Source organism: Roseimicrobium sp. ORNL1 (genome assembly GCF_011044495.1).
GTDB lineage: Bacteria > Verrucomicrobiota > Verrucomicrobiia > Verrucomicrobiales > Verrucomicrobiaceae > Roseimicrobium.
This window is the reverse complement of record NZ_CP049143.1, coordinates 459,954-481,386: the sequence shown is the minus strand read 5'-3', so window position 1 is coordinate 481,386 and position 21,433 is coordinate 459,954. Positions and strand designations below refer to the sequence as shown.

Annotated in this window: 20 protein-coding genes; 9 read left to right on the top strand and 11 right to left on the bottom strand. The window is 60.4% G+C overall.

What is annotated here, in order from left to right:
* Nucleotides 1-135: 135 nt before the first annotated feature.
* The 6 genes from G5S37_RS01920 (at nucleotide 136) to G5S37_RS01895 (ending at nucleotide 3,349) form a co-directional block, all read left to right on the top strand.
* Entirely contained in the window at nucleotides 136-930 is a 795-nt protein-coding gene (locus G5S37_RS01920) for a hypothetical protein (protein WP_240914779.1), read from the top strand.
* Between the two features lie 92 nt (nucleotides 931-1,022).
* The gene (gene ndk / locus G5S37_RS01915; protein ID WP_165200218.1) at nucleotides 1,023-1,448 is read left to right on the top strand and encodes a nucleoside-diphosphate kinase; all 426 of its coding nucleotides are present in this window, start codon (nucleotides 1,023-1,025) and stop codon (nucleotides 1,446-1,448) included.
* 152 nt (nucleotides 1,449-1,600) lie between these two features.
* A complete protein-coding gene (locus tag G5S37_RS01910; protein WP_165200216.1) occupies nucleotides 1,601-1,855 on the top strand; it encodes a DNA-binding protein in 255 nt (84 codons plus the stop codon).
* Between the two features lie 110 nt (nucleotides 1,856-1,965).
* A complete protein-coding gene (locus tag G5S37_RS01905; RefSeq protein ID WP_165200214.1) occupies nucleotides 1,966-2,577 on the top strand; it encodes an RNA polymerase sigma factor in 612 nt (203 codons plus the stop codon).
* A complete protein-coding gene (locus G5S37_RS01900; protein ID WP_165200212.1) occupies nucleotides 2,574-2,885 on the top strand; it encodes a hypothetical protein in 312 nt (103 codons plus the stop codon). Before G5S37_RS01905 ends, G5S37_RS01900 begins: the two co-directional genes overlap by 4 nt.
* Nucleotides 2,882-3,349, top strand: a complete 468-nt coding sequence (locus G5S37_RS01895; RefSeq protein WP_165200210.1) for a hypothetical protein — start codon at nucleotides 2,882-2,884, stop codon at nucleotides 3,347-3,349. The genes G5S37_RS01900 and G5S37_RS01895 overlap by 4 nt, the downstream gene beginning before the upstream one ends.
* Here the strand turns inward: G5S37_RS01895 and G5S37_RS01890 are convergent.
* The 5 genes from G5S37_RS01890 to G5S37_RS01870 form a co-directional block, all read right to left on the bottom strand.
* Entirely contained in the window at nucleotides 3,312-4,346 is a 1,035-nt protein-coding gene (locus G5S37_RS01890) for a PIN domain-containing protein (protein WP_165200208.1), read from the bottom strand. The two genes, G5S37_RS01895 and G5S37_RS01890, sit on opposite strands and share 38 nt — an antisense overlap.
* A 112-nt stretch (nucleotides 4,347-4,458) precedes the next feature.
* A complete protein-coding gene (locus G5S37_RS01885; protein ID WP_165200206.1) occupies nucleotides 4,459-5,544 on the bottom strand; it encodes an MlaD family protein in 1,086 nt (361 codons plus the stop codon).
* A gap of 131 nt (nucleotides 5,545-5,675) precedes the next feature.
* Nucleotides 5,676-6,446, bottom strand: a complete 771-nt coding sequence (locus tag G5S37_RS01880; RefSeq protein WP_165200204.1) for an ATP-binding cassette domain-containing protein — start codon at nucleotides 6,444-6,446, stop codon at nucleotides 5,676-5,678.
* Nucleotides 6,447-6,458: 12 nt separating this feature from the next.
* Nucleotides 6,459-7,190, bottom strand: coding sequence for an ABC transporter permease (locus tag G5S37_RS01875; RefSeq protein ID WP_240914777.1), 732 nt, complete (start codon nucleotides 7,188-7,190; stop codon nucleotides 6,459-6,461).
* Between the two features lie 133 nt (nucleotides 7,191-7,323).
* On the bottom strand, nucleotides 7,324-8,037 hold the full coding sequence (locus G5S37_RS01870; protein WP_165200200.1) for an NAD-dependent deacylase: 714 nt from the start codon (nucleotides 8,035-8,037) through the stop codon (nucleotides 7,324-7,326).
* Nucleotides 8,038-8,173: 136 nt separating this feature from the next.
* Here G5S37_RS01870 and G5S37_RS01865 point away from each other — a divergent pair, with 136 nt between their 5' ends.
* Nucleotides 8,174-8,410: a hypothetical protein gene (locus G5S37_RS01865; protein ID WP_165200198.1), complete on the top strand. Its 237-nt coding sequence runs from the start codon at nucleotides 8,174-8,176 to the stop codon at nucleotides 8,408-8,410.
* 125 nt (nucleotides 8,411-8,535) lie between these two features.
* Entirely contained in the window at nucleotides 8,536-11,235 is a 2,700-nt protein-coding gene (gene acnA / locus G5S37_RS01860; protein WP_165200196.1) for an aconitate hydratase AcnA, read from the top strand.
* A 245-nt stretch (nucleotides 11,236-11,480) separates the two neighbouring features.
* Here acnA and G5S37_RS01855 read toward each other — a convergent pair whose 3' ends face one another.
* Both G5S37_RS01855 and G5S37_RS01850 read right to left on the bottom strand, forming a co-directional pair.
* Nucleotides 11,481-14,597, bottom strand: a complete 3,117-nt coding sequence (locus G5S37_RS01855; protein ID WP_240914776.1) for a DEAD/DEAH box helicase — start codon at nucleotides 14,595-14,597, stop codon at nucleotides 11,481-11,483.
* A gap of 541 nt (nucleotides 14,598-15,138) precedes the next feature.
* A complete protein-coding gene (locus tag G5S37_RS01850) occupies nucleotides 15,139-15,981 on the bottom strand; it encodes a polysaccharide lyase (protein WP_165200192.1) in 843 nt (280 codons plus the stop codon).
* Between the two features lie 98 nt (nucleotides 15,982-16,079).
* On the opposite strand from G5S37_RS01850, the gene G5S37_RS01845 reads away from it, so the two are divergent.
* On the top strand, nucleotides 16,080-16,397 hold the full coding sequence (locus tag G5S37_RS01845; protein WP_165200190.1) for a Smr/MutS family protein: 318 nt from the start codon (nucleotides 16,080-16,082) through the stop codon (nucleotides 16,395-16,397).
* A gap of 377 nt (nucleotides 16,398-16,774) precedes the next feature.
* On the opposite strand, the gene rarD is transcribed toward G5S37_RS01845, so the two are convergent.
* The 4 genes from rarD to sufD all read right to left on the bottom strand — a co-directional run bounded on the left by rarD (nucleotide 16,775) and on the right by sufD (nucleotide 21,374).
* Nucleotides 16,775-17,710, bottom strand: a complete 936-nt coding sequence (gene rarD / locus G5S37_RS01840) for an EamA family transporter RarD (protein WP_165200188.1) — start codon at nucleotides 17,708-17,710, stop codon at nucleotides 16,775-16,777.
* A gap of 14 nt (nucleotides 17,711-17,724) precedes the next feature.
* Nucleotides 17,725-18,342, bottom strand: coding sequence for a peptide-methionine (S)-S-oxide reductase MsrA (msrA, locus tag G5S37_RS01835; RefSeq protein ID WP_165200186.1), 618 nt, complete (start codon nucleotides 18,340-18,342; stop codon nucleotides 17,725-17,727).
* 136 nt (nucleotides 18,343-18,478) lie between these two features.
* A complete protein-coding gene (malQ, locus tag G5S37_RS01830) occupies nucleotides 18,479-20,026 on the bottom strand; it encodes a 4-alpha-glucanotransferase (RefSeq protein ID WP_165200184.1) in 1,548 nt (515 codons plus the stop codon).
* A gap of 85 nt (nucleotides 20,027-20,111) precedes the next feature.
* Entirely contained in the window at nucleotides 20,112-21,374 is a 1,263-nt protein-coding gene (sufD, locus tag G5S37_RS01825) for a Fe-S cluster assembly protein SufD (protein WP_165200182.1), read from the bottom strand.
* Nucleotides 21,375-21,433 lie beyond the last annotated feature (59 nt).

The following is a 21,433-nucleotide window of genomic DNA, read 5'->3' as shown; positions in this document are numbered from 1 at the left end:
GAGGCAACGCAAACCTGCCTCAATTAAGACTTAGTTTGCTGGTTGCACGACAGCCGGAAAGATGCCGGGAAGCGATCGGTTTGGGCCGAATTCCGCGTTTGCGCCCTGATTTGGAATGCCACACCATCACGACGCATGAACCCCCGCCATCTTAGCAGGTTTCAATTTACCCTATCTCTACTCCTGATCGGTCTCGCCTTCTGTGGAGGACGCGTTCACGCTCTGAACGAGGCCGACCTGCAGCGTATCGGGAAGCGCATCTGGCAGAATGAATGCGCCGGCTCCGTGGACGGGCTGACGAGCTGGAACTCGGGAGAGGATTTTGCCTCGCTGGGCATCGGTCACTTCATCTGGTACCCGGCGGGAGTAGAGGGGCCCTTTGAAGAAAGCTTCCCAAAACTCATCCAGTGGTACCGCCAACGCGGCGTGGCTGTGCCTGAATGGTTGCTCACCACCAAGGACTGCCCATGGCCTGACAAGGCTTCATTTACCAGGGAGCACGATGGCAGCAGACAGAAGGATCTGCGGAGGCTGCTGTCCTCCACCATCGGCGAACAGACCCTGTTCATCATCGCCCGCCTGGATCAGGCCGCTCCGCGTCTGGTGAAAGCCGCTGGGAAAAGCGGCACCCTGGTCGAGCGCAACATCGCGCTGCTCCGCCAGACGGCGGCGGGAAACTTTGCGCTCATCGACTATGTAAACTTCAAAGGCGAGGGGTTGAATCCGAAGGAACGCTACAAGGGTGAGGGCTGGGGCCTGTTGCAGGTATTGATGAACATGCGCCCTGCAGATGCCGCCAGCGCACCGGCCGCCTTTGCCACCTCTTCCCAGCAGGTACTGGCCCGCCGCGTGACGAACAGCCCGCCCGAGCGTGGTGAAAAGCGCTGGCTACCCGGCTGGAGCAATCGTTGTGCAGCCTATGCGCACTGAACAGCGCGTGGAATCCGGCATTGCGAACTCTTCGCAGGAATCCCATGCGCCCTCTTGACTACCCCGCGCGGCTGACCTAAACACCTCGCCCCATGTCCGCGCAAACGACCCTCATCCTTCTCAAGCCCGACTGCGTCTCCAAAGGCCTCTGCGGCGAAGTGCTCAAGCGTTTCGAAAACGCCGGCTTTGTCATTCGCGGCCTGAAGATGATCCAGCTCACGGATGAAGTGCTGAAGGATCACTACTCGCACATCGCGGACAAGCCCTTCTTCCCCGAAGTGGCGAATTTCATGAAGAGCGTCCCGGTGATCGCCCTCGCACTTCGTGGTGACAACGTCATCGATCGCGTGCGCACCCTCCTTGGACCTACCGATTCCCGCAAGGCGGACAAAGGTACCATCCGCGGCGACTACGGCGGCGACATGATGGTGAATGTGGCCCACGCCTCCGACTCTCCGGAGAACGCCGAGGCCGAGCTTAAGCGCTTCTTCAAGGCGGACGAGCTTTTCGACCGCTGATTGCTGCTCCAAAAAGCTGCGGGACCACTGGGTAAGGCATTTCCTGTCTGACGGGATTGTGCCGAAAAAGTTGACAATGGGAGCACACGCCCCCTAAACTCCCTCCAAACCCGGCATATCAGGAGCCCGCAGCAGCAGCAACAGGAGGAACGATGAGCATGTTTGGATTCGGTGGTGATGATCAACAGCACCCGCGCGGCGCGCCGCCGCTGCACAGCGAGAAAATCGTTGGAGAAAGAAAGATCTTCTTTCTCGACCTGAAGGAGAACGATCGGGGACGCTTCATCAAGATCACAGAGGATGTGCGTGGCCGCAGGGACACGATCATGCTTCCCATGGAGAACGCAGAGGAGTTTCTCGACGCCCTCCAGCGCATCCTCCAGGTGCATCGTGAGGCGGAGGAGTAACCTCACGCACTGGTACAGCATTTTTCTTTTTCGCCCAAGACAAGGAGGCAGAGTGTGTGTAACCGCGGACACGGGCGGGACGTCGTTGATCCTGTGCCCCTGCCGAGTCCATGTCCGTCCCTCCCGCCTCCAGCCCCGATCTTACCGACCTGGTGGCAAGGGTGCGCGATGACCGTTGTGAACGCTCGGCCACCACGCTCGTGGAGCGTCTCTACCCGCTGGTGCTGCGCATCGTGCGGGCCCACCTCCCCCGGCGCAGCAGCGAAGAGGATCTCGCGCAGGAGGTGTTCATGAAAATGTTTGCCCGCATTGAGCAATGGCGCGCACAAATGCCCTTTGAGCACTGGGTTTCCCGTGTGGCAGTCACCACGTGCCTGGACGCCCTGCGCCACCAAAAACGGCGGCCCGAACTGCGCTGGGCCGACCTGAGCGAAAACGAGGCGGAGATGCTCGATCACGTCCTGCATGATGAAACGGACAGCGGTGCCGCTGATGCCGTGGGTGCACGCGAACTGGCCAGCAAACTTCTCGAAACGCTGAAACCCGCCGATCGTCTCGTACTAACCATGATGGACATGGAAGGCCGCTCCGTCGCCGACGTCCAGGCCGCCACCGGATGGAGTGCCACGCTTGTAAAGGTGCGCGCCTTCCGGGCACGGCGTAAACTGCGCAAGGCCTTCGCCGCACTCGATGCTACCTATTCCCCCTCTCCCGCCACATGAACCGCCACCCTCACGATCCTGCTGACCGTGCCTGGCCGCGCCTCGCGGCCCGTGCGAGTACCTCGCCTGCTGTCCAGCCAGCTGCGGAAGCTCCGCTCGGATTTGCCACACGGGTGGTGGCCCAGTGGAAATCCCATCCACGCGAGGCTTCGTTCGCCCTGCTGGAATGGCTGGCCCTTCGCGGAGTAGCCGTGGCGGTAGTCATCCTGCTGGGAAGCGCTGCACTCAGCTATGACACGCTGTTCGGCATCTTCACGGGCGAGACGGCACTTGCGGGAGGTTGGATTGATTCGCTGCTGACGCTATGAGACTCTTCCGTCATTGGAAAATGGTACTCGGCCTCATGGCCATCTTCGGCGCGGGCGTGGGCACCGGTGCCATCGGCACCGTGGTGGCGCTGCAGCGTATCTTCTCCCGTACCCCACCCCAAGAAAAGTGGGTGAACGCCCGGCTCGCCGACTTGGAGCGCCGCCTCAAAATCACTCCCGAGCAGAAGCAGCGCATCCGCCCCATCGTGGAAAGCGCTGACATGCACATCCGCGACATCGGGGGCGAATCCTATGAGCGCATCGTCAACGTGGCACAGGAAACCCACGAGGAAATCGCCCGTGAACTCAACCCGGAACAGCGCGAGGAGTTCAACCGTCTGCGCCCTCAAGTGATTTCCATCCTACGCGACCTGACCCAACGCGAAATCACCGTGCGCTCCCACAAGGCGGGTGTGCCGACTCCGCCTACTGAGCCCGCGCCTGTTTCAAGTCGGCGAAAATAAGCCGGCCAGCGGAGGTGTGCGTCACGCCACTCACCACAATGGCGACGGTGTCCCCGATGAATTGGGAGGCGTAGTTCACCACAATCATGGCTCCGTCCGGCAGGTAGCCAACCGCCTGATGCTTCTCCTTGCCTGACTTCACGAGACTGATGTCCAGTTCGTCCCCGGCTCCGACTTCCGGCTGAAGCGCCCTGGCAAGATCATTGAAGTTCAGCACGGTCACGTTTTTCACCCGGGCGACCTTCCCGAGATTCACGTCGTTGGTGAGGAGTCGGGCATTCAGCTCATGAGCCAGCGTAACCAGCAGTGTGTCCACCGCTGCGCCCTCATGATTGCCGGGAGCTTCATGCACCGTGAGTTCAATCCCTTTCGTGTCTCGGAGCTTCTGCACAGCATCCAAGCCTCGCTTCCCACGCGAGCTCTTGAGGGGATCTCGTGAATCCGCCATGCGCTGCAGTTCATCGAGAACAAACCGGGGGATGACCAGATTTCCCGAGAGGAAGCCCGTCTCATAAACCTGGGGGATGCGCCCGTCGATGATCACATTGGTATCAAGCAACATGGGCTCACCTTCGGAGGCGTCCCTGCGGAAGCGCACGTAGGGGATGATGAAGGAAAACTGATCCCGGTCACTCCGGAGCGCGAGGGTGATGCCGAGAAAGCCAAAGATCAGATACATGCAGATCTCCACCACGCTACGGATGGAGTCTGGATCTTCCAGACTGCGGAACCACGGAAGGTCCATGATGCCGATCTTCGTCACCAGCCACGCGCAGAACAACCCCACCAGAAGTCCAAAGGTCCCAAAGGAAAATTCACGGAAGGTGAACTGGGCCAGCAGCGCATCCACCAGCACGAAGAAACCACCCACAACGAGGCCAATCAGGGTGCCAATCCAGATCTCCGCATGAAAGCCTGCGGCGACGGCACCGCCAAGCACGACGGCGAGCGTCAGAAAGAGCGCCCGCGCGAGCTTGATGGACCATGGTACTTGCACGACCGAATGTGCCGGGGTCGCCCGCAAGTTTCAAGTGATGATATGGGGAAACAAAATCAAGCCGGCACGGCCCGATGGCTCACGGCTTGCGAATGCGGTCGCTCCCCTGCCCCTACCGGCTGAAAAGCCCTCGCTTCTCCGGCTTCTGCTGCGGCTGTTGCTGTTGTTGCTGCTTCTTCTGCGGCGCGGGTTGGGGTTCCCTCGACTGCTGCTCACCCGCCTTGTCCTTGTACCAAAGGATGCCCTTCTGCCGCAGGTTGCTGACCAACATGGAGAATTCATTTTTCAGGGTCTTGTCATGAATGAGCGCTGGCAGCAGACCCTCTCCTTTCCTCAAATCCGTTCCCACCTTCCCGAGCGACACTGCCGCTTCATCAATCGACTTGATGGCCTTGTCCGCATTTCCCATCACCGTGTCCGCCTTACCGGCCGCCGATTCGATTTTGCCCGAGGCGCTGTCGATTTTGGTCACGATGGGATCAAACTTTTTGGCCGCATCTTCCATGGACTTCGCAGCCGCCTTGAATGACGCCACGGCCTCCTTCACTTCTTTGCTGGTATCTTCGCCCAGCGTCTTTTCATCCAGGCGTTTCAGCACGCTGTTGAGGTGCGCGAAGGACTCCTTGAGCTCCTTCATGTTGTCATCACCCAGCGCCTTCTCATTGATCTTGCTCAAAGAAACCCGCAGATCTGCGGCAGCACCCTTGATTTCTTTAAGTGCATCCTCCGCCTGCTTGCTCAGGTCCTTGGCGGAATCCTGCAGCCCCTGGAGTCCCGTCGCTCCTACCACATTCGTCTTGGGAATCTGGGTGCCAGCCTCAAAGAACGTCTGCGCTTGCGAACCCGTGGTCCGGATTTCTATGAATGAGTCGCCCAACAGACCAGCCGTACCGATGCCGAACATCGCGTCCTTCGGAATCTTCACGTGGTCATAGATCTCCAGCGTAATGAGCACGCCCTTGAAATCAGCGTCCAGCACCGGCTGACGGGGGACCTTGCCCACCTTGGAACCTCCCAGGCGCACAGGTGTGCCGTCACGGATACCGGTACCATCTGGAAAGGGCACGGTGATTTCATAGGAGGTCTTGAAGAGCTCCCTCACACTGCCGAACTGCAGTACCAGAAGGGCGATCAGCATCAGGCCGATGGTGAGGAACAATCCCACCAGCAGCTCGGTTTTCTTGTCGCGTTCTTCCATGTTGTTTGTCCTGAATTGCTAGATGCCGGGACGACGATGAGGTCAGCGTGGGGAAAGCGTGCCCGAGGGGAAGACAACGGGCAAGCGCTTCTGCTGAATCCGGAAAGCCGATTTTTGAAGTGTACCCTGTTTCATCCCTCGATGTCCGATTTTCCCTCGATAAAATCCTGCACGTCCTGCTCCGGACAAGTGCGCAGTTCCTCCGGTGTCCCGAGGAAGTGAATCACCCCGCCTTTGAGCATCGCGACGCGGTTGGAGATCTTGAAAACGCTCTTCATGTCATGCGTGACCACGACGGCCGTCATCTGGTACCGCTTCTGCAGACGCATAATCATCTGGTCGATGACGTCCGAGACAATGGGATCTAGACCCGATGTTGGCTCATCGTAGAGCACACAGGCGGGCCGCGAAATGATGGCCCGCGCAATGCCGGCGCGCTTGCGCATGCCCCCGGAGAGATTGACCGGCATCTTCTGCTTGTGGTCGGCGAGTTCCACCACATCCAGCGCCTCGTGTACCCGGTCCACGAGTTCCTTGTGATCCCTCACACCCGCCTCCTGAAGGGGGAAGGCCACATTCTGCTCCAGCGTCATGCTATCGAAGAGGGCGGCGTTCTGGAAGAGGATGCCAATCTGTTTGCGCAGAGGCGCGAGCTGCCGTTCACGCAGACCCGTGAGGCTCGTGCCATCGATCTTGATAGAGCCCTCGTCAGGTTTCATCAGGCCGATGAGGTGCTTCAGCAGCACGCTCTTGCCCTCACCGCTGGGACCGATGAGCACCAGTGTCTCCCCCCGATAGATATCGAGGTTCACGCCACGAAGAATCTCCTGCTTGCCTATCTTTTTCTTAAGGCCTCGGACTTCGATGAAGGGTTTGGAGTTGGAGCTTGGGGGAAGAGCCATGAGACGGACCAACTACATCGGTGTGCCGAGAGGGAAGAAATAGTTCAGCAGGATGCTCATGAAAAAGTTCACAATGAGAATCGCAAGTGACGAATACACCACCGCACTCGTGGTGCCTCGTCCCACGCCGACGGCGCCATTCTCCGCCATGAGTCCCTGGTGACAGGAAATGACGGTGATGAGAATGCCAAAGATGAAGCCCTTGATCATGCCGCAGGTCACGTCCTCCATGTTCGTGTGCTCCGTGATGTGCGTGATGAACCACGCATTGGGCACTCCAAAACCCATCACAGTGACCAGATAGGAGGCGACGAGGCCGAACACGATGCTTTCTGCAATGAGCAGCGGCATGGAGACCATCATGGCGATGAACCGCGGCAGCACGAGGTAGTCAACTGGATGCACCGCCATGGCGCGCAGGGCATCGATTTGCTCCGTGACCTTCATCGTGCCGATTTCCGCCGCCATCGCCGCGCCCACACGGCCCGTGACCATGAGCCCCGCCAGCACCGGCCCCAGCTCACGGCACATGGCGATGGAAACAATCGCCCCCACGCCGGACTCCACACCGAAGTCCTTGAATTTGAAGTACGTCTGTGCGGTGAACACCGCACCGGTGAACGCCCCGGTCACGATGACCACCACTTGGGATCCGAAGCCGATGGACACAATCTGGTGCGCCACCAGCTTCATGCGCCACACTCCCGTCCGCACCGCCCCCCCCAAGTCGATCAATAGGGCCATCAATTGACCCATGTAGGTCAGAAAATTCAAAAAGGCACGGCCTGGCAATCGAAGGGCATCCATCGGGATCGGGCTACTCAATACGTTCGGCATCATGCACCGGACGGCAGGCAAAGCAAATGCAAGGGTCGCCTCAACCGCGAGTGCTCCCTAACAATTCCTCCACAAGGGCGGGAACTTTTTCTCCCGCCTTGCCGACGCGGTGCTCTTGGAACACATCGGACATCGCGGTCACGTCCATGTTCACCTCAATCGTGCGGGCGCCAGCCTGCCTCGCCACCTCCACAAAACCTGCCGCCGGGTACACATGCCCGGAAGTGCCGATGGCAATGAAGATCTCCGCCCGGTTCAGCGCGGTGGCGATGTCCTCCATGTAAAAAGGCGTCTCGCCGAACCAGACGATGTGCGGGCGCATCTTCCCCACGCTGCGGCAGTAGTCGCAGCGCATGAGTGCATCCAGGTCCTTTCTCCAGGTCCGCACCTCGTCACACTGGGCGCAGCGGGCCTTGAGCAGTTCCCCGTGCATGTGAATCACCTCGGGACTGCCGGCGCGCTCGTGGAGGTCATCCACATTCTGCGTGATCAGCGTCACCCAGCCGGGATGCTCCCTCTGCAGGCGGGCGATGGCCTGGTGTGCCGGATTCGGATGGACCGTGCTCAGCGCGGCGCGGCGCATATTGTAAAAGCGATGCACCAGCGCGGGATTGCGCGAAAATCCATTCGGACTGGCCACCTCCTCGATGCGGTGGTTCTCCCACAGGCCGTTGGCATCACGAAACGTCGGGACCCCAGACTCCGCGGAAATGCCGGCGCCGGTGAGGATGACAATGCTGGGGGCGGAGGACATGGATGGGGATTGCCTCTTTTTGTACTGGCATTGCTTGCGTTCGGCAATGGTCAGAAGGTCCTATCTCTTGCTGGGTTCTGGGCGATGTGGCGTGGCAATGTGCCCGCAGACAGTGTTATATTTATTTACCTCTGCCATGAGCTACGCCGAGTTCAAATCAGCCATCCAGCACCACCTGCGGAAGAACCGCCAGGGTGCCACGTGGGTGGAGTTGCGGGAGGCTCTGGCGCTGCCCTATGACCGGGCGTGCCCGGAGTGGACCCGCAGGCTGGAAGAGGAGATTGGCCTGGTCCGGCGCAAGGGCTCAGGACGGGCGCTTGTCTGGGTGCTTTCATCGAGTTCGGCTGCCCCTTCCCGGGCCCCTCAGACGTAGCCTTTATGGGGCCTCGCAACCTCTGCTGAGCCCCGGGCCGAGTAGCAGGCCTTGCATTGTTCGCGCCCGCCCTTGCCTCGGCCCGGCTCCTGCTTACAGTGCAGACCCTCACCTGCTTCATTTCCATGGCTCTCAACGTTCAGCGTACTTTCAAGACCGGGTCCGGCACGGACGGAAAATATTTCTCACTCCCCGAACTGGAGGCACAAGGCATCGGCAAGATCTCCCGCCTGCCCGTCAGCATCCGCATCGTGCTCGAGTCGCTGGTGCGCAATCTCGACGGCAAGAAGGTGATGGAGAAGGATGTGCAGAACCTTGCGAACTGGAATGCCAAGGCTCCCGGCGATTACGAAATCCCCTTCACTGTCGCGCGCATCGTGCTGCAGGACTTCACTGGCGTGCCTCTTCTTGTGGACCTCGCCGCCATGCGCTCCGCGGTGGATGGCATGAAGAAGAATCCCAAGATGATCGAGCCGCTCGTGCCGGTGGATCTCGTGGTGGACCACTCCGTGCAGGTGGACTTCGCAGGCACGCAGGCCGCACTGGATCGCAACCTGGCCCTCGAGTTCGAGCGCAACCGTGAGCGTTATCAGTTCCTCAAGTGGGGTGAGCAGGCCTTTGACACCTTCAAGGTCGTGCCTCCCGGCATCGGCATCGTGCACCAGGTGAACCTCGAGTACCTCGCCAAGGGTGTACTTGAAAAGGATGGGGTGTATTATCCTGATACTCTCGTGGGTACTGACTCCCACACGACCATGATCAACGGCCTCGGCGTCGTGGCCTGGGGCGTAGGTGGTATTGAAGCAGAAGCCGGCATGCTCGGCCAGCCGGTGACCTTCCTCGTGCCTGAAGTGGTGGGCGTGTACCTCACCGGCGCGCTGCGCGAAGGCGTGACCGCCACCGACCTGGCCCTGCACTGCACCCAGATGCTGCGCAAGCACGGTGTGGTGGGCAAGTTCGTCGAGTTCTACGGCCCCGGCGCCGTGAGCCTGCCGCTGCCTGACCGTGCGACGATTGCCAACATGGCCCCCGAATACGGCGCGACCATGGGCTTCTTCCCCGTCGACGAAGAGTGCGTGAACTATCTCCGTGGCACTGGCCGCAGCGAGGAACTCTGCACCACCTACAAGAACTACTACACCGCCCAGGGCATGTTCGGCATCCCGGACAAGGGCGAGGTGGAATTCACCAGCGAGCTTGAGCTCGACCTCAGCACCGTGCAGCCCAGCGTGGCCGGACCGAAGCGCCCGCAGGACCGCATCGAGCTGCCGAACGTGAAGTCGAAGTTCCGCGACCTCCTCAAGAGCGACGTGAAGGCTGGCGGCTACGGCAAGAACGGCAATGCCTTCAAGGAGGCCGAAGTCGTCGTCGACAGCAAGGACGGCATCAAGGACACCATCCAGGATGGCTCCGTGCTCATCGCCGCCATCACAAGCTGCACGAACACCAGCAACCCGAGCGTGATGCTCGGCGCGGGTCTCCTCGCGAAGAAGGCGAACGCCCTCGGCCTGACCATCAAGCCCAGCGTGAAGACCTCGCTCGGACCCGGCAGCCGCGTGGTGACCGATTACCTTACCAAGACCGGCCTGCAGGTGGAACTCGACAAGCTCGGCTTCCAGACCGTGGGCTACGGCTGCACGACGTGCATCGGCAACTCCGGCCCGCTCGACGCCGGTATCGAAGATGTGGTGAAGGCACAGGACGTAGTGGCTGCCAGCGTGCTGAGCGGCAACCGTAACTTCGAAGCCCGCGTGCACCAGAGCATCAAGGCGAACTTCCTCATGTCCCCTCCCCTCGTCGTGGCCTACGCCATCGCCGGCACGGTGGACATCGACTTGAGCAAGGATCCGCTCGGCAAGGGCACGGATGGCAAGGAAGTGTTCCTCAAGGACATCTGGCCCTCCCTCGCGGAGATCCGCGACGCCATGCAGTCCGCGCTTTCCCCGGACGTCTTCCGCAAGCTCTACACCGACTTCGCCAGCCAGAATCCCAAGTGGAACGAAATCGCCGGTACCACCGGCCTCGTCTACGGCTGGGATGCGGACAGCACCTACATCCAGCACCCGCCCTTCTTCGAGGACTTCTCGATGGATCCCAGCGACATCGTGGAGATCAAGGGCGCTCGTCCGCTCGGCATCTTCGGCGACTCCGTCACCACGGACCACATCAGCCCTGCCGGTGCCATCAAGAAGAACAGCCCCGCAGGCCGCTTCCTCCTGGAGCACGGCGTGGAGCAGTCCGACTTCAACAGCTACGGTTCACGCCGCGGCAATGACCGCATCATGACCCGCGGCACCTTCGCCAACGTCCGCATCAAGAACCTGATGCTCGGCGGCAAGGAAGGTGGCGATACCATCCTGCAGCCCGAAGGCACGGAGATGTCCATCTTCGACGCCGCGGAGAAGTACAAGGCCGCTGGCACCCCGACCATCGTCATCGGCGCTGAAGACTACGGCATGGGCTCCAGCCGCGACTGGGCCGCCAAGGGCACCCGCCTCCTCGGCGTGAAGGCCGTGATCACGAAGTCCTTTGAGCGCATCCACCGCTCCAACCTCGTGGGCATGGGCGTGCTTCCCTGCAACTTCGTGAACAAGGAGGACTACGATAAGGTGAAGGACCTGTCCGACGCCACCTTCGACCTCCTCGACGTGAGCAACAGCATCAAGCCCCAGAGCGAAGCCACCCTCCGCGTCCACAAGGCCGACGGCAGCACCCTCGACATCCCCGTGGTCGTCCGCCTGGATACCCCCGTGGAAATCGACTACTACCGCGCCGGCGGCATCCTGCCTTATGTGCTCGCGCAGATCCTGCGGGCGAATGCGTAAGGCTGGTTGACCAAGTTGCTTTTGAATCAAGGCCGCTCCTGAGAAGGGAGCGGCCTTTTTTATACTTCGTTGAGGAACAGCGCAGTAAAAACTCCTGCTGTTGGTTTACTTTCGGTTTACCAACAGGTTGACTTTCAGTTTACACGTCACGCGGAACTCATGATATCCGCTGATGAAGTACAACCTCATCAAACGCATCGGCTCAAAGCAGAACGGTGAGTATGTGCTCGCGTAGGGATACCTTCTCACCCCTCCCCCAGCAAAAACCGGAAATCATCCAGCGACAGCGCGGAAGCGAAATTCTCTTCGCCGAGGATATCCTGAGCCAGCGCGCTCTTCTGCTTTTGCAGGAGGCGGATTTTCTCCTCGATGCTGTCCTTCACGATGAGGCGGTAGGCATTCACCTTCTGCGTCTGGCCGATGCGATGGGTGCGGTCGATGGCCTGGGCTTCCACGGCGGGATTCCACCATGGGTCGCAAAGCACCACATAGCTCGCGGCAGTGAGATTCAAACCAAAGCCACCTGCCTTCAGGCTGATGAGGAAGATGGCGGGACCGGAGCATTCCTGGAACTGCTTCACGAGAGCGCCGCGGTCCTCCGTCTGACCGGTGAGTAAGAAATGCGGCCATTCACGCGCCTCCAGCTGGCCTCGGACAAGGCTCAGCATTTCCACGAACTGTGAGAACACCAGCACCTTCCCACCCTCTTCCATGATGGGCTCCAGCAACTCAAGCAGGGCATCGAGCTTGGCGCTCCCGGTGGCTGCGGTCGCTGCATCAGCCGTACTTGCTTTGCCGCGGCGTTTCTTTGTTTTGCTGGTACTGACATCCTCCTTTAGGACCAATGCCGGATGGCAGCAAATCTGCCTGAGCCGCAGCAGGCTGGTGAGGATGTTGAAGCGGGCCTTGTCGAGCTGCTTCGTGGTCTTGATGTTGAGTAGTGCGGCGCGGGCTCTTTTTAGCTCTGCTTGATACAACGTGCGCTGGCTCCCCTCCAACTCGCACACGAGGTCCTCTTCCACGCGGTCAGGCAGATCCTTTGCGACCTCCTTCTTGGTGCGACGCAGGAGGAAAGGACGCACTCGCGCTGCAAGCCTGCGACGCGCGAGAGGATCCTCCTTGGCATCGAAGTGCTTCGCAAAATGGGTGCGGTTCCCGAGAATACCAGGCATGGCAAATCCCAGAATGCTCCACAGATCCAGCAGTCGGTTTTCCACCGGCGTTCCGGAGAGCGCGAGACGGTGACCCGCTTGCAAAGCACACGCGGCCTTAGCGCTCAACGACGATGGATTCTTGATGGCCTGAGCCTCATCCAGGATCACCGCGAGCCAGCGCTGCCGTGAAAGCGCCTCCTCATGCTGCCGGAGCTGTTGGTAATGGATCACCACAAGATCAGCCTCACCATCCAGTCCGGACTTACCCGCATCATCCCTGGACCATACCACGACACGGAGGTCCGGGCAGAAACGAGCTGTCTCACTGCGCCAGTTGTCCTGTACGGATTTGGGGCAGACGACCAGCACGGGAGGAAGGGTGCCCGCGGGTTCACGGTTCAGTTCCGTTTCCCGTAACCACGCCAGCCACGTCAGTGACTGCAAGGTTTTGCCAAGCCCCATGTCATCCGCCAGAACGCCGCCAAAGCGATTGGTGCTCAGGTACGCGAGGAAATGAAAGCCTTCGAGTTGATATGGACGCAACTGGGCCGTGATGGTGGCCGGTATCACCGGCTGCACACGCGTGCGAATCTCCTCGGCGCGCCGACGTACCGCCTCCACACGCTCGGCCGGCAGCAAGCTCTTCTCTTTCCCGGCACCACCGGCGAGTTGCAGGGCATGCAGACGCTGCGGTGCCCCATCGAAGTCCGCCACCGTGAGGCCCATCGCGGCAAGCTCGGCCTCCTGCTCAGGCGTCATTTCGAAGTGCAGCTTCCTCCAGCCCTTCCCAGTGATGCGGACCCAGCGTCCCTGCGCTTTGAGCAGCAGTTGGATCTCCTCCTGTGTGAGTGTGGTGTCCGTAACATTCAGCGCCACGCGCAGATCAAACCAGTCCATCTCGCTCTCCTCGACATCAAGCCGGACCGAAGCTGAAACCATGCCGTCACGCAAACTGGCGAGTTCCTTGTCCAACTCCACCACGACATCTTCAGGTCGGGCCGCCATCCATTGGAGAAACTCATCCGGAAACTCCTTGGTGATGCGTCGCTGCCACCAGGTTTCCGAATTTCTCCAGGATATCTGATGCTTCAGGTCCATGGTATTCAACCATGCGGTAGCACGCAGAAGTGCTGACCGTTCGTAGGTCACGATGCCCTGCATAGGGGTTGCACCTTTCTCTCCTTTGATGGATAACCAGCCGCTAAGACTCAAGAGCTCACCGGGACTACCGTCGTCATAATCCGACTGTGCTGTCACCTTGAGATAGGAACTCGCACCCTCGCCCTGCTGGTCGATGCCGGCCCGAACGGTGACTGTGGCCTTGACGGTTCTTACCTTGGCTTGGATGCGTTCCGGAAGTGACAGCCCAAGCTTGCGAAGGACTGTCACCCCTTCACCCGTTTCCAGTGCGGATGCTGGAATGTCCATGCGAGCGCCAGCATCCCGATGCGTGAAGGGCCAGCGCTCCAGCGGCCAGATTTCCTTGGAGGTCACGAACCATGAGGGATGGCTCAGGACAACCACTAACGGCTCCGGGGGTGTCGCCCCATGCACATCGCGCAGATGCAGCGTGTAGGCATGAGACGAAGCCTCATCGATTGCCCAGACGAGTGGCTCTTCGTGAAAAGTGACCGGCTGTCCGTCAGACCCCACGAGAGCATTTCTCAGTTGAGGCATGGAAATGAACTGCAGCAACAGTCCAGGGAGGTCGTCCCCTACCTTGTGAAATTCGTTTTTCACCATCCCCCACTGGCCTTTGGCGAAGGAGAGGATTGTGTCACCCGCAGTCCTGTTTCCACTGTTTGGGAGATTCTTCAATTGTGCCGTGCTCGCCTTCGAGAACTCCAACTGGCCGGGTTTCCGCAGTTCAATGATTGCCCCATTGTCTACGAGTCTGAGACGGAGCCATGGCGACACATCGGCTCCCGCGCTTTCACCCGGCAGGCTGGAAGCCCAATGCTTGATTCTGCTCTTCCATTCCTTTTCCGCAATCTCGGCACGCTGTGCCGCCATCAGTGCCGCCTGACGCTCGCGGTCGATGAGTTCAGGCAGAGGTTCTGGCAGGTTGTGCCCCCGCTCCGACAGCTTCGCGTCCACGCAGGCGAGGTAGTCCCAAACACTCTGAGGCACGGCATGCTTGCCATGCAACACCATCTGCTCTCTCGACCAGTAGTTCGGCGAGTTTGTGAGCGAAAGGAGATCGCTCATGGTCAAGGTGCGAGTCTTTGCAAGCCACCATTGCTCGACTCTATCAAGGGCCGTCGCGGCCTTTGCTGATAATGTCTTCCCGGTCCGTTCCCCGGCATGTGTGACAATTGCACTTTGTGCTGCCGATGACTGGGAGGCTCCAGCGGATTTCTGGGACTTGGAAGTGGCTTTCGTCCTTTTCTTAACGGGCCCCCCGGAAGCACTCAGCGCTACATACATGGCAGCGGCAGCGTGTTTGCAATTGGAGGCATACGGGCAAGTGCAGACGGAACGCAGGAATCTTCCGTTCTTGAAGGGAATGGTCACTCCATACTCCGACCCGCCCTGGACAACCGCACTGACCCCAAGACCATCATCGTCCCAACTCCAATCCTCCACTGCCCCGGAATCTGCCAGCTTGCTTCCCCGTGTGGCGATTTGAGACTCCAACCTCTGCAACCACTCACTGGCTGCAGTCCTTGCCTCTTCATTCAACAGACTGGACATGATAACGTGGCGTCCGGTACACGCGGAGACTACAAGTTCAAGCGGCGCGATTCATCTAACGCTCGCTCACGACCTTCACCCCGCCAAACTCCGCCCAACATGGCTTCTTCGGTGCCCATGTCGCGTCACTTCCGCCGTGGAAAGTTTCGAAGTAGATCGAGTCCACGCCAAAGGTGCCCACCGTGCGCCATTCCATGTCGGTGCGCTCGACCATGAGTTTTTCTGAGCCTTCATCGAGAGCAATCCACACCCGCAAGATGCCATCGCGTTTGCCCACGGTGTTCATGGTGACGGCGAGGCGGACGTGAATAGGAGTATCTGTGGGAAAGCGGAAGTCTTCGGGGAAGGGAAAGCTGTGGCCGTAGTTCTCGGGCTGGTTCTTGTGATAGATGTAGGCTTCACCTCGGCCATCACGACGCCACATGAGGCGGGCGGAGAAGCCGTTGGTGCCGGTGGCGGGGCGACCGCCGCTGACGTTCTCCGGGCCACCGCAGAGGCCGGGGAGTTTGCCGCCTTTCACCCAGTCGAAATCCTTGCTGAAGCGGACGGTGTAGCGCAGTTCGGCGCTCTCATGCGTGCCGATGGGCCAGCGCCAGCCAGTACCGCCTTTCTCGGGGCCAATCTGGCCAAGGGCGTACGTGATGCGGAGTGCTTTGGCACGATCGTGCTCGACTATGGAAACACGGCCGTCCTTGATACCGCCTTCGAATTCGCAGCCCGGCCAGTCCTTCTTCCACTGGGCGACGGTGTAGGTGCCAGCAGGGCCTTGTAGAGCCACTGCTTGTGCTTTTGCTGCGGGCTCAGCGGCAGCAGCGGATGTCATTTCGAAATGACAGAGAGCCAGACCTAGAGCGAGGCAGAAGAGGCGTGGAGCGAGCGTGTTCAAGCGGCGTATCATTCCGTGTCGCGGTCCGCAGGCAATACCTTTAAGGTTGCACTTTGTGACGCGATTCAGACAATAGACCTCACGCATCCAAGGCATCGTACCGAACGGTCATGCATCCCGCCGATCAAGACCCGCCCGAGCCCAATCCGGATGAACCGGTGAAGATCCCGATCACGGACACGCTGGATTTGCACACCTTCCGCCCGAATGAAATCGGCGATTTGCTGCCGGACTATTTCGGGGAATGCATTCGCCACGGCATCCTCGCTGTGCGGGTGGTGCATGGGAAGGGTACCGGGACGTTGCGGGCAGGCGTGCACCGCCTTTTGAATCAACTGCCGGAGGTGGAATCGTGGCAATGGCCTGCCGGAGAGCAGAGCGGTGGTTGGGGCGCGACGTGGGTGTATCTGCGACCAGATGCGGCGTGATGCGAACGGAGTGACTCTTCCGCAGGGAGCGGCACTAGCCTTAGTGCCGGTGGTGGGCAAATTGGGGGCGGAGCCTTTTCCGGAAGCTTAAAGGAGGCTTCTTTGCGGTTCGACACTGCCATGCCATATATGCGGCACTAGGCTAGTGCCGCTCCCTGCGAACCGTCTTCTGCTGTGGGAAGTATTCACCTCAATAGCTTCTCTAACGCGCCAAAATGCAGACCGGAATGTCTCCACTCCTTGAGAAAGCCAGCTTGATCGCGAGAGGTGGAGAATCATGGGACGTGCAGGCGTGAAGGGAACGGGGCGTTCCCTCTCCTTGGGCCTGTGGCAACCTTTCCCTTTGGATCTTCAGGACGGGTGCGGCCATGTCGACCTTACTCCTTCCCCGGCTCGCGTGTGCGGCTGAGAAACGCCTCCGCACAAAACACGGCCACACCCGCCCAGATGCAGGCGAAGGACACCATCACGCCGAGCGTTACGGGTTCTTTGTACATCAGTGCGCCAATCAAGAACTGGCCGGTGGGCGCAATGAATTGCAGCAGGCCCAGCGTGCTGAAACGCAAGTGCCGCGCCGCATGGGCAAAGGTCAGCAGTGGCGCGGCGGTGCAGGCGCCGGCGAGGAACATCAGGAACCAATCACCGGTACTGCCCGTATCGGCGAGCGGGCGGCCATGTGAGGATATCCACACCAAGCCACCGAGAGCTAGGGGCAGCACGAGCACGGACTCCATCGCGAGGCCAGTCAGCGAGCCCAGTGGTGACTTCCTTCTCGCCAGGCCATAAGCGGCAAACGTGAGCGCCAGCGCCAACGCAATCCACGGCAGACGCCCCACCAGAATCACCTGCAGAACCACCCCCGCTGCGGCCAGTGCGATGCTCACCAGACGCCAGCGTGACATGGTTTCGCCCAGCAACATGCGGCCGATGGCGACATTGAGCAGCGGGTTGAGGAAGTAGCCGAGGCTGGCTTCCACGATGTGCCCGTGCTGATTTGCCCAGATGAAGAGCGACCAGTTCACGGTGAGCAGCAGGGCGGACAGGCCGTGCGCCCGCAGCTGGGACGGCTTTTTCATCGCCTCCACCCAGGCCCGCCAGTTCTTCGTGACGAGCAGCAGTGGCAGCACCCACACCACGGTCCACACGAGGCGTTGCAGCACCACGACATCCGAGCCGAAGCGCTGCACGAGCTTCCAGTAGATGGGAAGCGTGCCCCACATGCCGAACGCCACGACGGCGCTCAGCACGGCTGAGGGCGGGTCCGGTGTTTGCCCGGATGATGAATTTGGCGTCCCGCCCTCCGTATCAGCCATGTCTCATGGCGGGCTTACTTGCCCTTGGAGAGCTCCTTCAGCTTCTTGGAAAACTTCTCCACCTTGGGCTTCACCACAGCGCACACATAACCCTGGTTCGGGTTCTTGTTGGCGAAGTCCTGGTGATAATCTTCGGCAGGGTAGAAGTTCTTCAGCGGCGCGATCTCGGTCACGATGGGGTCCTTGAACTCCTTCTGGTGTTCCTTCACAGACTCCTCGGCGATCTTCTTCTGCGCGTCATTCGTGTAATAGATCACGGAGCGATACTGCGGCCCCGAGTCATTGCCCTGGCGGTTCAGCGTGGTGGGATCATGCGCATACCAGAAGAGCTCCACGAGGTCCTTATAGCTCACCACCGTGGGGTCGAAGATCACCTTGATGACTTCCGCGTGGCCAGTCGTCTTGGTGCAGACCTGTTCGTACGTGGGGTTCTCCACGTGGCCACCAGAGTAGCCACTGATGACCTTCACCACACCTTTGACGGGAAGATAGCAGCCTTCCGTGCACCAGAAGCAGCCACCCCCGAGGATGGCTTCCTCCATCTTGGCAGGAGCGGATTTTTCATCGGCAGCGACAGCCGTTGCAGAAACGATGGCGGACATAAAGAGTGCGAGCAGTACCTTGAGTTTCATGGTGGGGAAAACGGGAGACAACTTGTCAGGAAGAAACGTTCGCCACCGCCCTTTCTTGGGATGGGTCTCGAAAAGATGCGCCTGAAAACGGACGGTGGATGCTTAAAACCCGTCTTACTAAAACACAGACTCAGCCTCAGCTCGCTGCCGCCGCCCGGCCATGCCGTAGCGTCACGCGCTTCAGCCGCCACTCGAGCTCCGTCGTGAGGTCCTTCCACTCAAACCGCCAGGTCCAGAACTCGCCGGTCTTGCCCGGAATATTCATGCGGGCCTCGCTGCCGAGCCCCAGAACATCCTGCAACGGGCAGATGGCCAGCCGCGCCTTGCTCTCCCAGACGTGCTCGATAAAGTCCCAGTGGATCTGCGTGCCGTCCGTCTTGGTGTAGCCGAGAATGTTGGCCCGCTCTTTCTCCACCATCTCGGCGGTGCGGGTGGTGTGCTCGTCCTCACCACTGTTGAAATACCCCACCATGGTGTCGTTGTCGTGGGTGCCGGTGTAGGCCACGCTGTTGTCCGGGTAGTTTTCCGGAATGTAGTCTTCCGCCAGCGTATCCGCGCCGAAGGCGAACTGCATCACGCGCATGCCAGGCAGGTCATGGCGATCACGCAGGGCCACCACGTCTGGCGTGATGAGGCCCAGGTCTTCCGCAATGATGGGCACCTCGCCGAGGTCTTCCTTGAACGCCTCGAAAAGCGCATCTCCAGGGGCTTCCACCCACTGGCCATTCACCGCCGTGGCTTCAGACGCGGGAATCTCCCAGTAAGCGGCGAACCCGCGGAAGTGGTCGATGCGCACAATATCCACCTGCGAGAGCGTCTTGCGCAGGCGGGACTTCCACCATGCGAAATTGGTCTTCTGGTGGACTTCCCAATCGTAGAGCGGATTGCCCCAGCGCTGGCCGGTGGCGGCAAAATAATCAGGCGGCACACCGGCGACCACAGTGGGATTGCCATGCTCATCCAGGTGGAAGAGGTGCCGATTGGCCCACACATCCGCGCTGTCGTGCGCGGCGAAGATGGGGATGTCCCCGATGATGCTGATGTCGAGTTCCTTCGCGCGGAGGCGGAGCTTGTTCCACTGACGGTGGAAGAAGAACTGCAGCACCTTCGCCGCTTCGATCTCCTCCTCCAGCCCGGCCATCACCTCGGCCATGGCCACTTCATCACGGAGCGCGATGCCCTTGGGCCATTCCGTCCACGGACGGAGGTCGTATTCACCCTTCAGCGCGATGAACATGGCCCAGTCATCCAGCCATTCCGATTCACGCTGGCAGAAGGTCTCGAAGGCGCGCTGCAGCAGCGGGCTCGCGCTGCACTGCCGGATGAACTTGTGCGCGGCGTTCTTGAGGAAGGCCGTGCGGATCTCCAGCACCGAGCCGAAGTCGACATGGTCATCGGGAAATTCCGGCAGAATCGCCAGGTCCGAGGGGCGGACAATGCCGTCCTTCACCAGCGAATCCAGACTGATGAGCAGCGGATTCCCCGCGAAGCTGGAAAGACTCTGGTACGGTGAGTTCCCGTAGCCCGTGGGTCCCAGTGGCAGCACCTGCCAGGCACGCTGGCCCATACGATGCAACGCCTCCAGCCACAGTTCCGCACCCCGCCCAATCTCCCCGATGCCGAAGCGCCCCGGCAAGGACGTGGGATGAAGGAGAATGCCGGAGCAGCGCGGGATGGAAAGCATGGCCTCAAAAGAGCGCAAGGCGCGTGCCGTGCAAGCTGGCAGTTTCCCACCAGCACACGGATTTCTTCATACCCCTAATCGCGCCTCAGAAGGGCACCGCGAATTTTTCTTCAAGTCGCTGGCACACAGCCGTCTGGAGCGCCTCGTGATTCAGGCGGGTGAAGACGTCTTCCAGGAAACCAAGCGTGATGAGCGTGCGGGCTTCCTGGGTGGGAATGCCGCGCGCCATGAGGTAGAAAAGCTCGTCCTTGTCCACCGGGGAGCTGGTGGAGCCGTGGCTGCACTTCACCTGGTCCGCATTGATCTCCAGGCCGGGCATGGAGTTCGCCTCGCAGGTGTCGCTGTTGAGCAGGTTGCGGCAGGTCTGGTAGGCATCCGTGTAGTGCGCGCCTTCATCCACGAAGATGAGGCCGGAGAAGACGGTGCGAGCCTGGTCATCCAGCACGTTCTTGTACAGCAGGTCCGACTTCGCACGCGGGGCGGCGTGATGCTGGAAGGTGCGCTGGTCCACCTCCTGCGTGTCATGCGGAGAGGAGACGCCGAGCATGTAGCTCTCGGCACCGGCGCCTTCCATGCGGGAGACGCTCTCATTGCGCACCCAAGCGGCACCCAGGTTCATGAGCAGGGCGGTCGCGGTGGCAGCCTTGTGCACGCTGGCGCTGGTGAGGTGCACCGCGCGGCTCTTGAGGTTCAGGTCCTGTACGACGCCATAGATGATCTTCGCGCCATCGCGCGCATGGAGGTCCGTCACGCCCACCACACCCTGCTCCTCGTCATCGAGCGAGCGCTGATGCTCCAGCACGGTGATTTGCGAATTCGGCTCGCCCACAATGAGCGTGTGCGGGAAGACCGCGCCGCGTCCACCAATCCAGTGGAAGACCTCGATGGGCTTCTCCATCTGTACGCCCTTCGCCACATGCACCACGATACCGGCACGCGTGCGGGCCTGGTGCATCTGGGAGAACTTGATGCCGCCCAGCGTGGTCTCGCGGGCCATGAAGTGCTCCTGCATCAGTTCCGGCATGCGGGAGGCTGCCTCGACCAGCGGCACGAGGGTCACGCCTTCCGGCAGCGAGCCCAGCGCTTCAGGATTCAGCAGTTCGTCATTGGCAAAGACCAGACGCACCGCCGCGTCCAGCGTGGAGGTGGACTCGCTGAGTGCACGCGCCTTGTCCTCATCCTTCAGGGAAGAGACGGGCTCGATGGCGAGCATGACTTCCGCCTGCTTCACGGAGCCATAGCGCCAGTGCTCATCCGTGCGGATCGGCGAAGGCATGGCAGCGAACCGTTCGCCCGCCTGGTATTGAAGTTTGCTGAACCAGGTGGCGACAGTGGCAGGGGCGGACATGAGAACTGTGGACATTGAAGAGAGTCGTGTCGGGAATCGCGAGTCAGTAGGGTTGCAGG

Coding starts and splice junctions, on each gene's coding strand:
- G5S37_RS01850 (WP_165200192.1), bottom strand. CDS start 15,981: ATGATACGCCGCTTGAACACGCTCGCTCCACGCCTCTTCTGCCTCGCT.
- G5S37_RS01870 (WP_165200200.1), bottom strand. CDS start 8,037: ATGTCCTCCGCCCCCAGCATTGTCATCCTCACCGGCGCCGGCATTTCC.
- G5S37_RS01905 (WP_165200214.1), top strand. CDS start 1,966: ATGTCCGTCCCTCCCGCCTCCAGCCCCGATCTTACCGACCTGGTGGCA.
- G5S37_RS01845 (WP_165200190.1), top strand. CDS start 16,080: ATGCATCCCGCCGATCAAGACCCGCCCGAGCCCAATCCGGATGAACCG.
- G5S37_RS01875 (WP_240914777.1), bottom strand. CDS start 7,190: ATGGCCCTATTGATCGACTTGGGGGGGGCGGTGCGGACGGGAGTGTGG.
- rarD (WP_165200188.1), bottom strand. CDS start 17,710: ATGGCTGATACGGAGGGCGGGACGCCAAATTCATCATCCGGGCAAACA.
- G5S37_RS01855 (WP_240914776.1), bottom strand. CDS start 14,597: ATGAGCGATCTCCTTTCGCTCACAAACTCGCCGAACTACTGGTCGAGA.
- ndk (WP_165200218.1), top strand. CDS start 1,023: ATGTCCGCGCAAACGACCCTCATCCTTCTCAAGCCCGACTGCGTCTCC.
- G5S37_RS01895 (WP_165200210.1), top strand. CDS start 2,882: ATGAGACTCTTCCGTCATTGGAAAATGGTACTCGGCCTCATGGCCATC.
- G5S37_RS01920 (WP_240914779.1), top strand. CDS start 136: ATGAACCCCCGCCATCTTAGCAGGTTTCAATTTACCCTATCTCTACTC.
- G5S37_RS01910 (WP_165200216.1), top strand. CDS start 1,601: ATGAGCATGTTTGGATTCGGTGGTGATGATCAACAGCACCCGCGCGGC.
- malQ (WP_165200184.1), bottom strand. CDS start 20,026: ATGCTTTCCATCCCGCGCTGCTCCGGCATTCTCCTTCATCCCACGTCC.
- sufD (WP_165200182.1), bottom strand. CDS start 21,374: ATGTCCGCCCCTGCCACTGTCGCCACCTGGTTCAGCAAACTTCAATAC.
- G5S37_RS01900 (WP_165200212.1), top strand. CDS start 2,574: ATGAACCGCCACCCTCACGATCCTGCTGACCGTGCCTGGCCGCGCCTC.
- G5S37_RS01865 (WP_165200198.1), top strand. CDS start 8,174: ATGAGCTACGCCGAGTTCAAATCAGCCATCCAGCACCACCTGCGGAAG.
- msrA (WP_165200186.1), bottom strand. CDS start 18,342: ATGAAACTCAAGGTACTGCTCGCACTCTTTATGTCCGCCATCGTTTCT.
- acnA (WP_165200196.1), top strand. CDS start 8,536: ATGGCTCTCAACGTTCAGCGTACTTTCAAGACCGGGTCCGGCACGGAC.
- G5S37_RS01885 (WP_165200206.1), bottom strand. CDS start 5,544: ATGGAAGAACGCGACAAGAAAACCGAGCTGCTGGTGGGATTGTTCCTC.
- G5S37_RS01880 (WP_165200204.1), bottom strand. CDS start 6,446: ATGGCTCTTCCCCCAAGCTCCAACTCCAAACCCTTCATCGAAGTCCGA.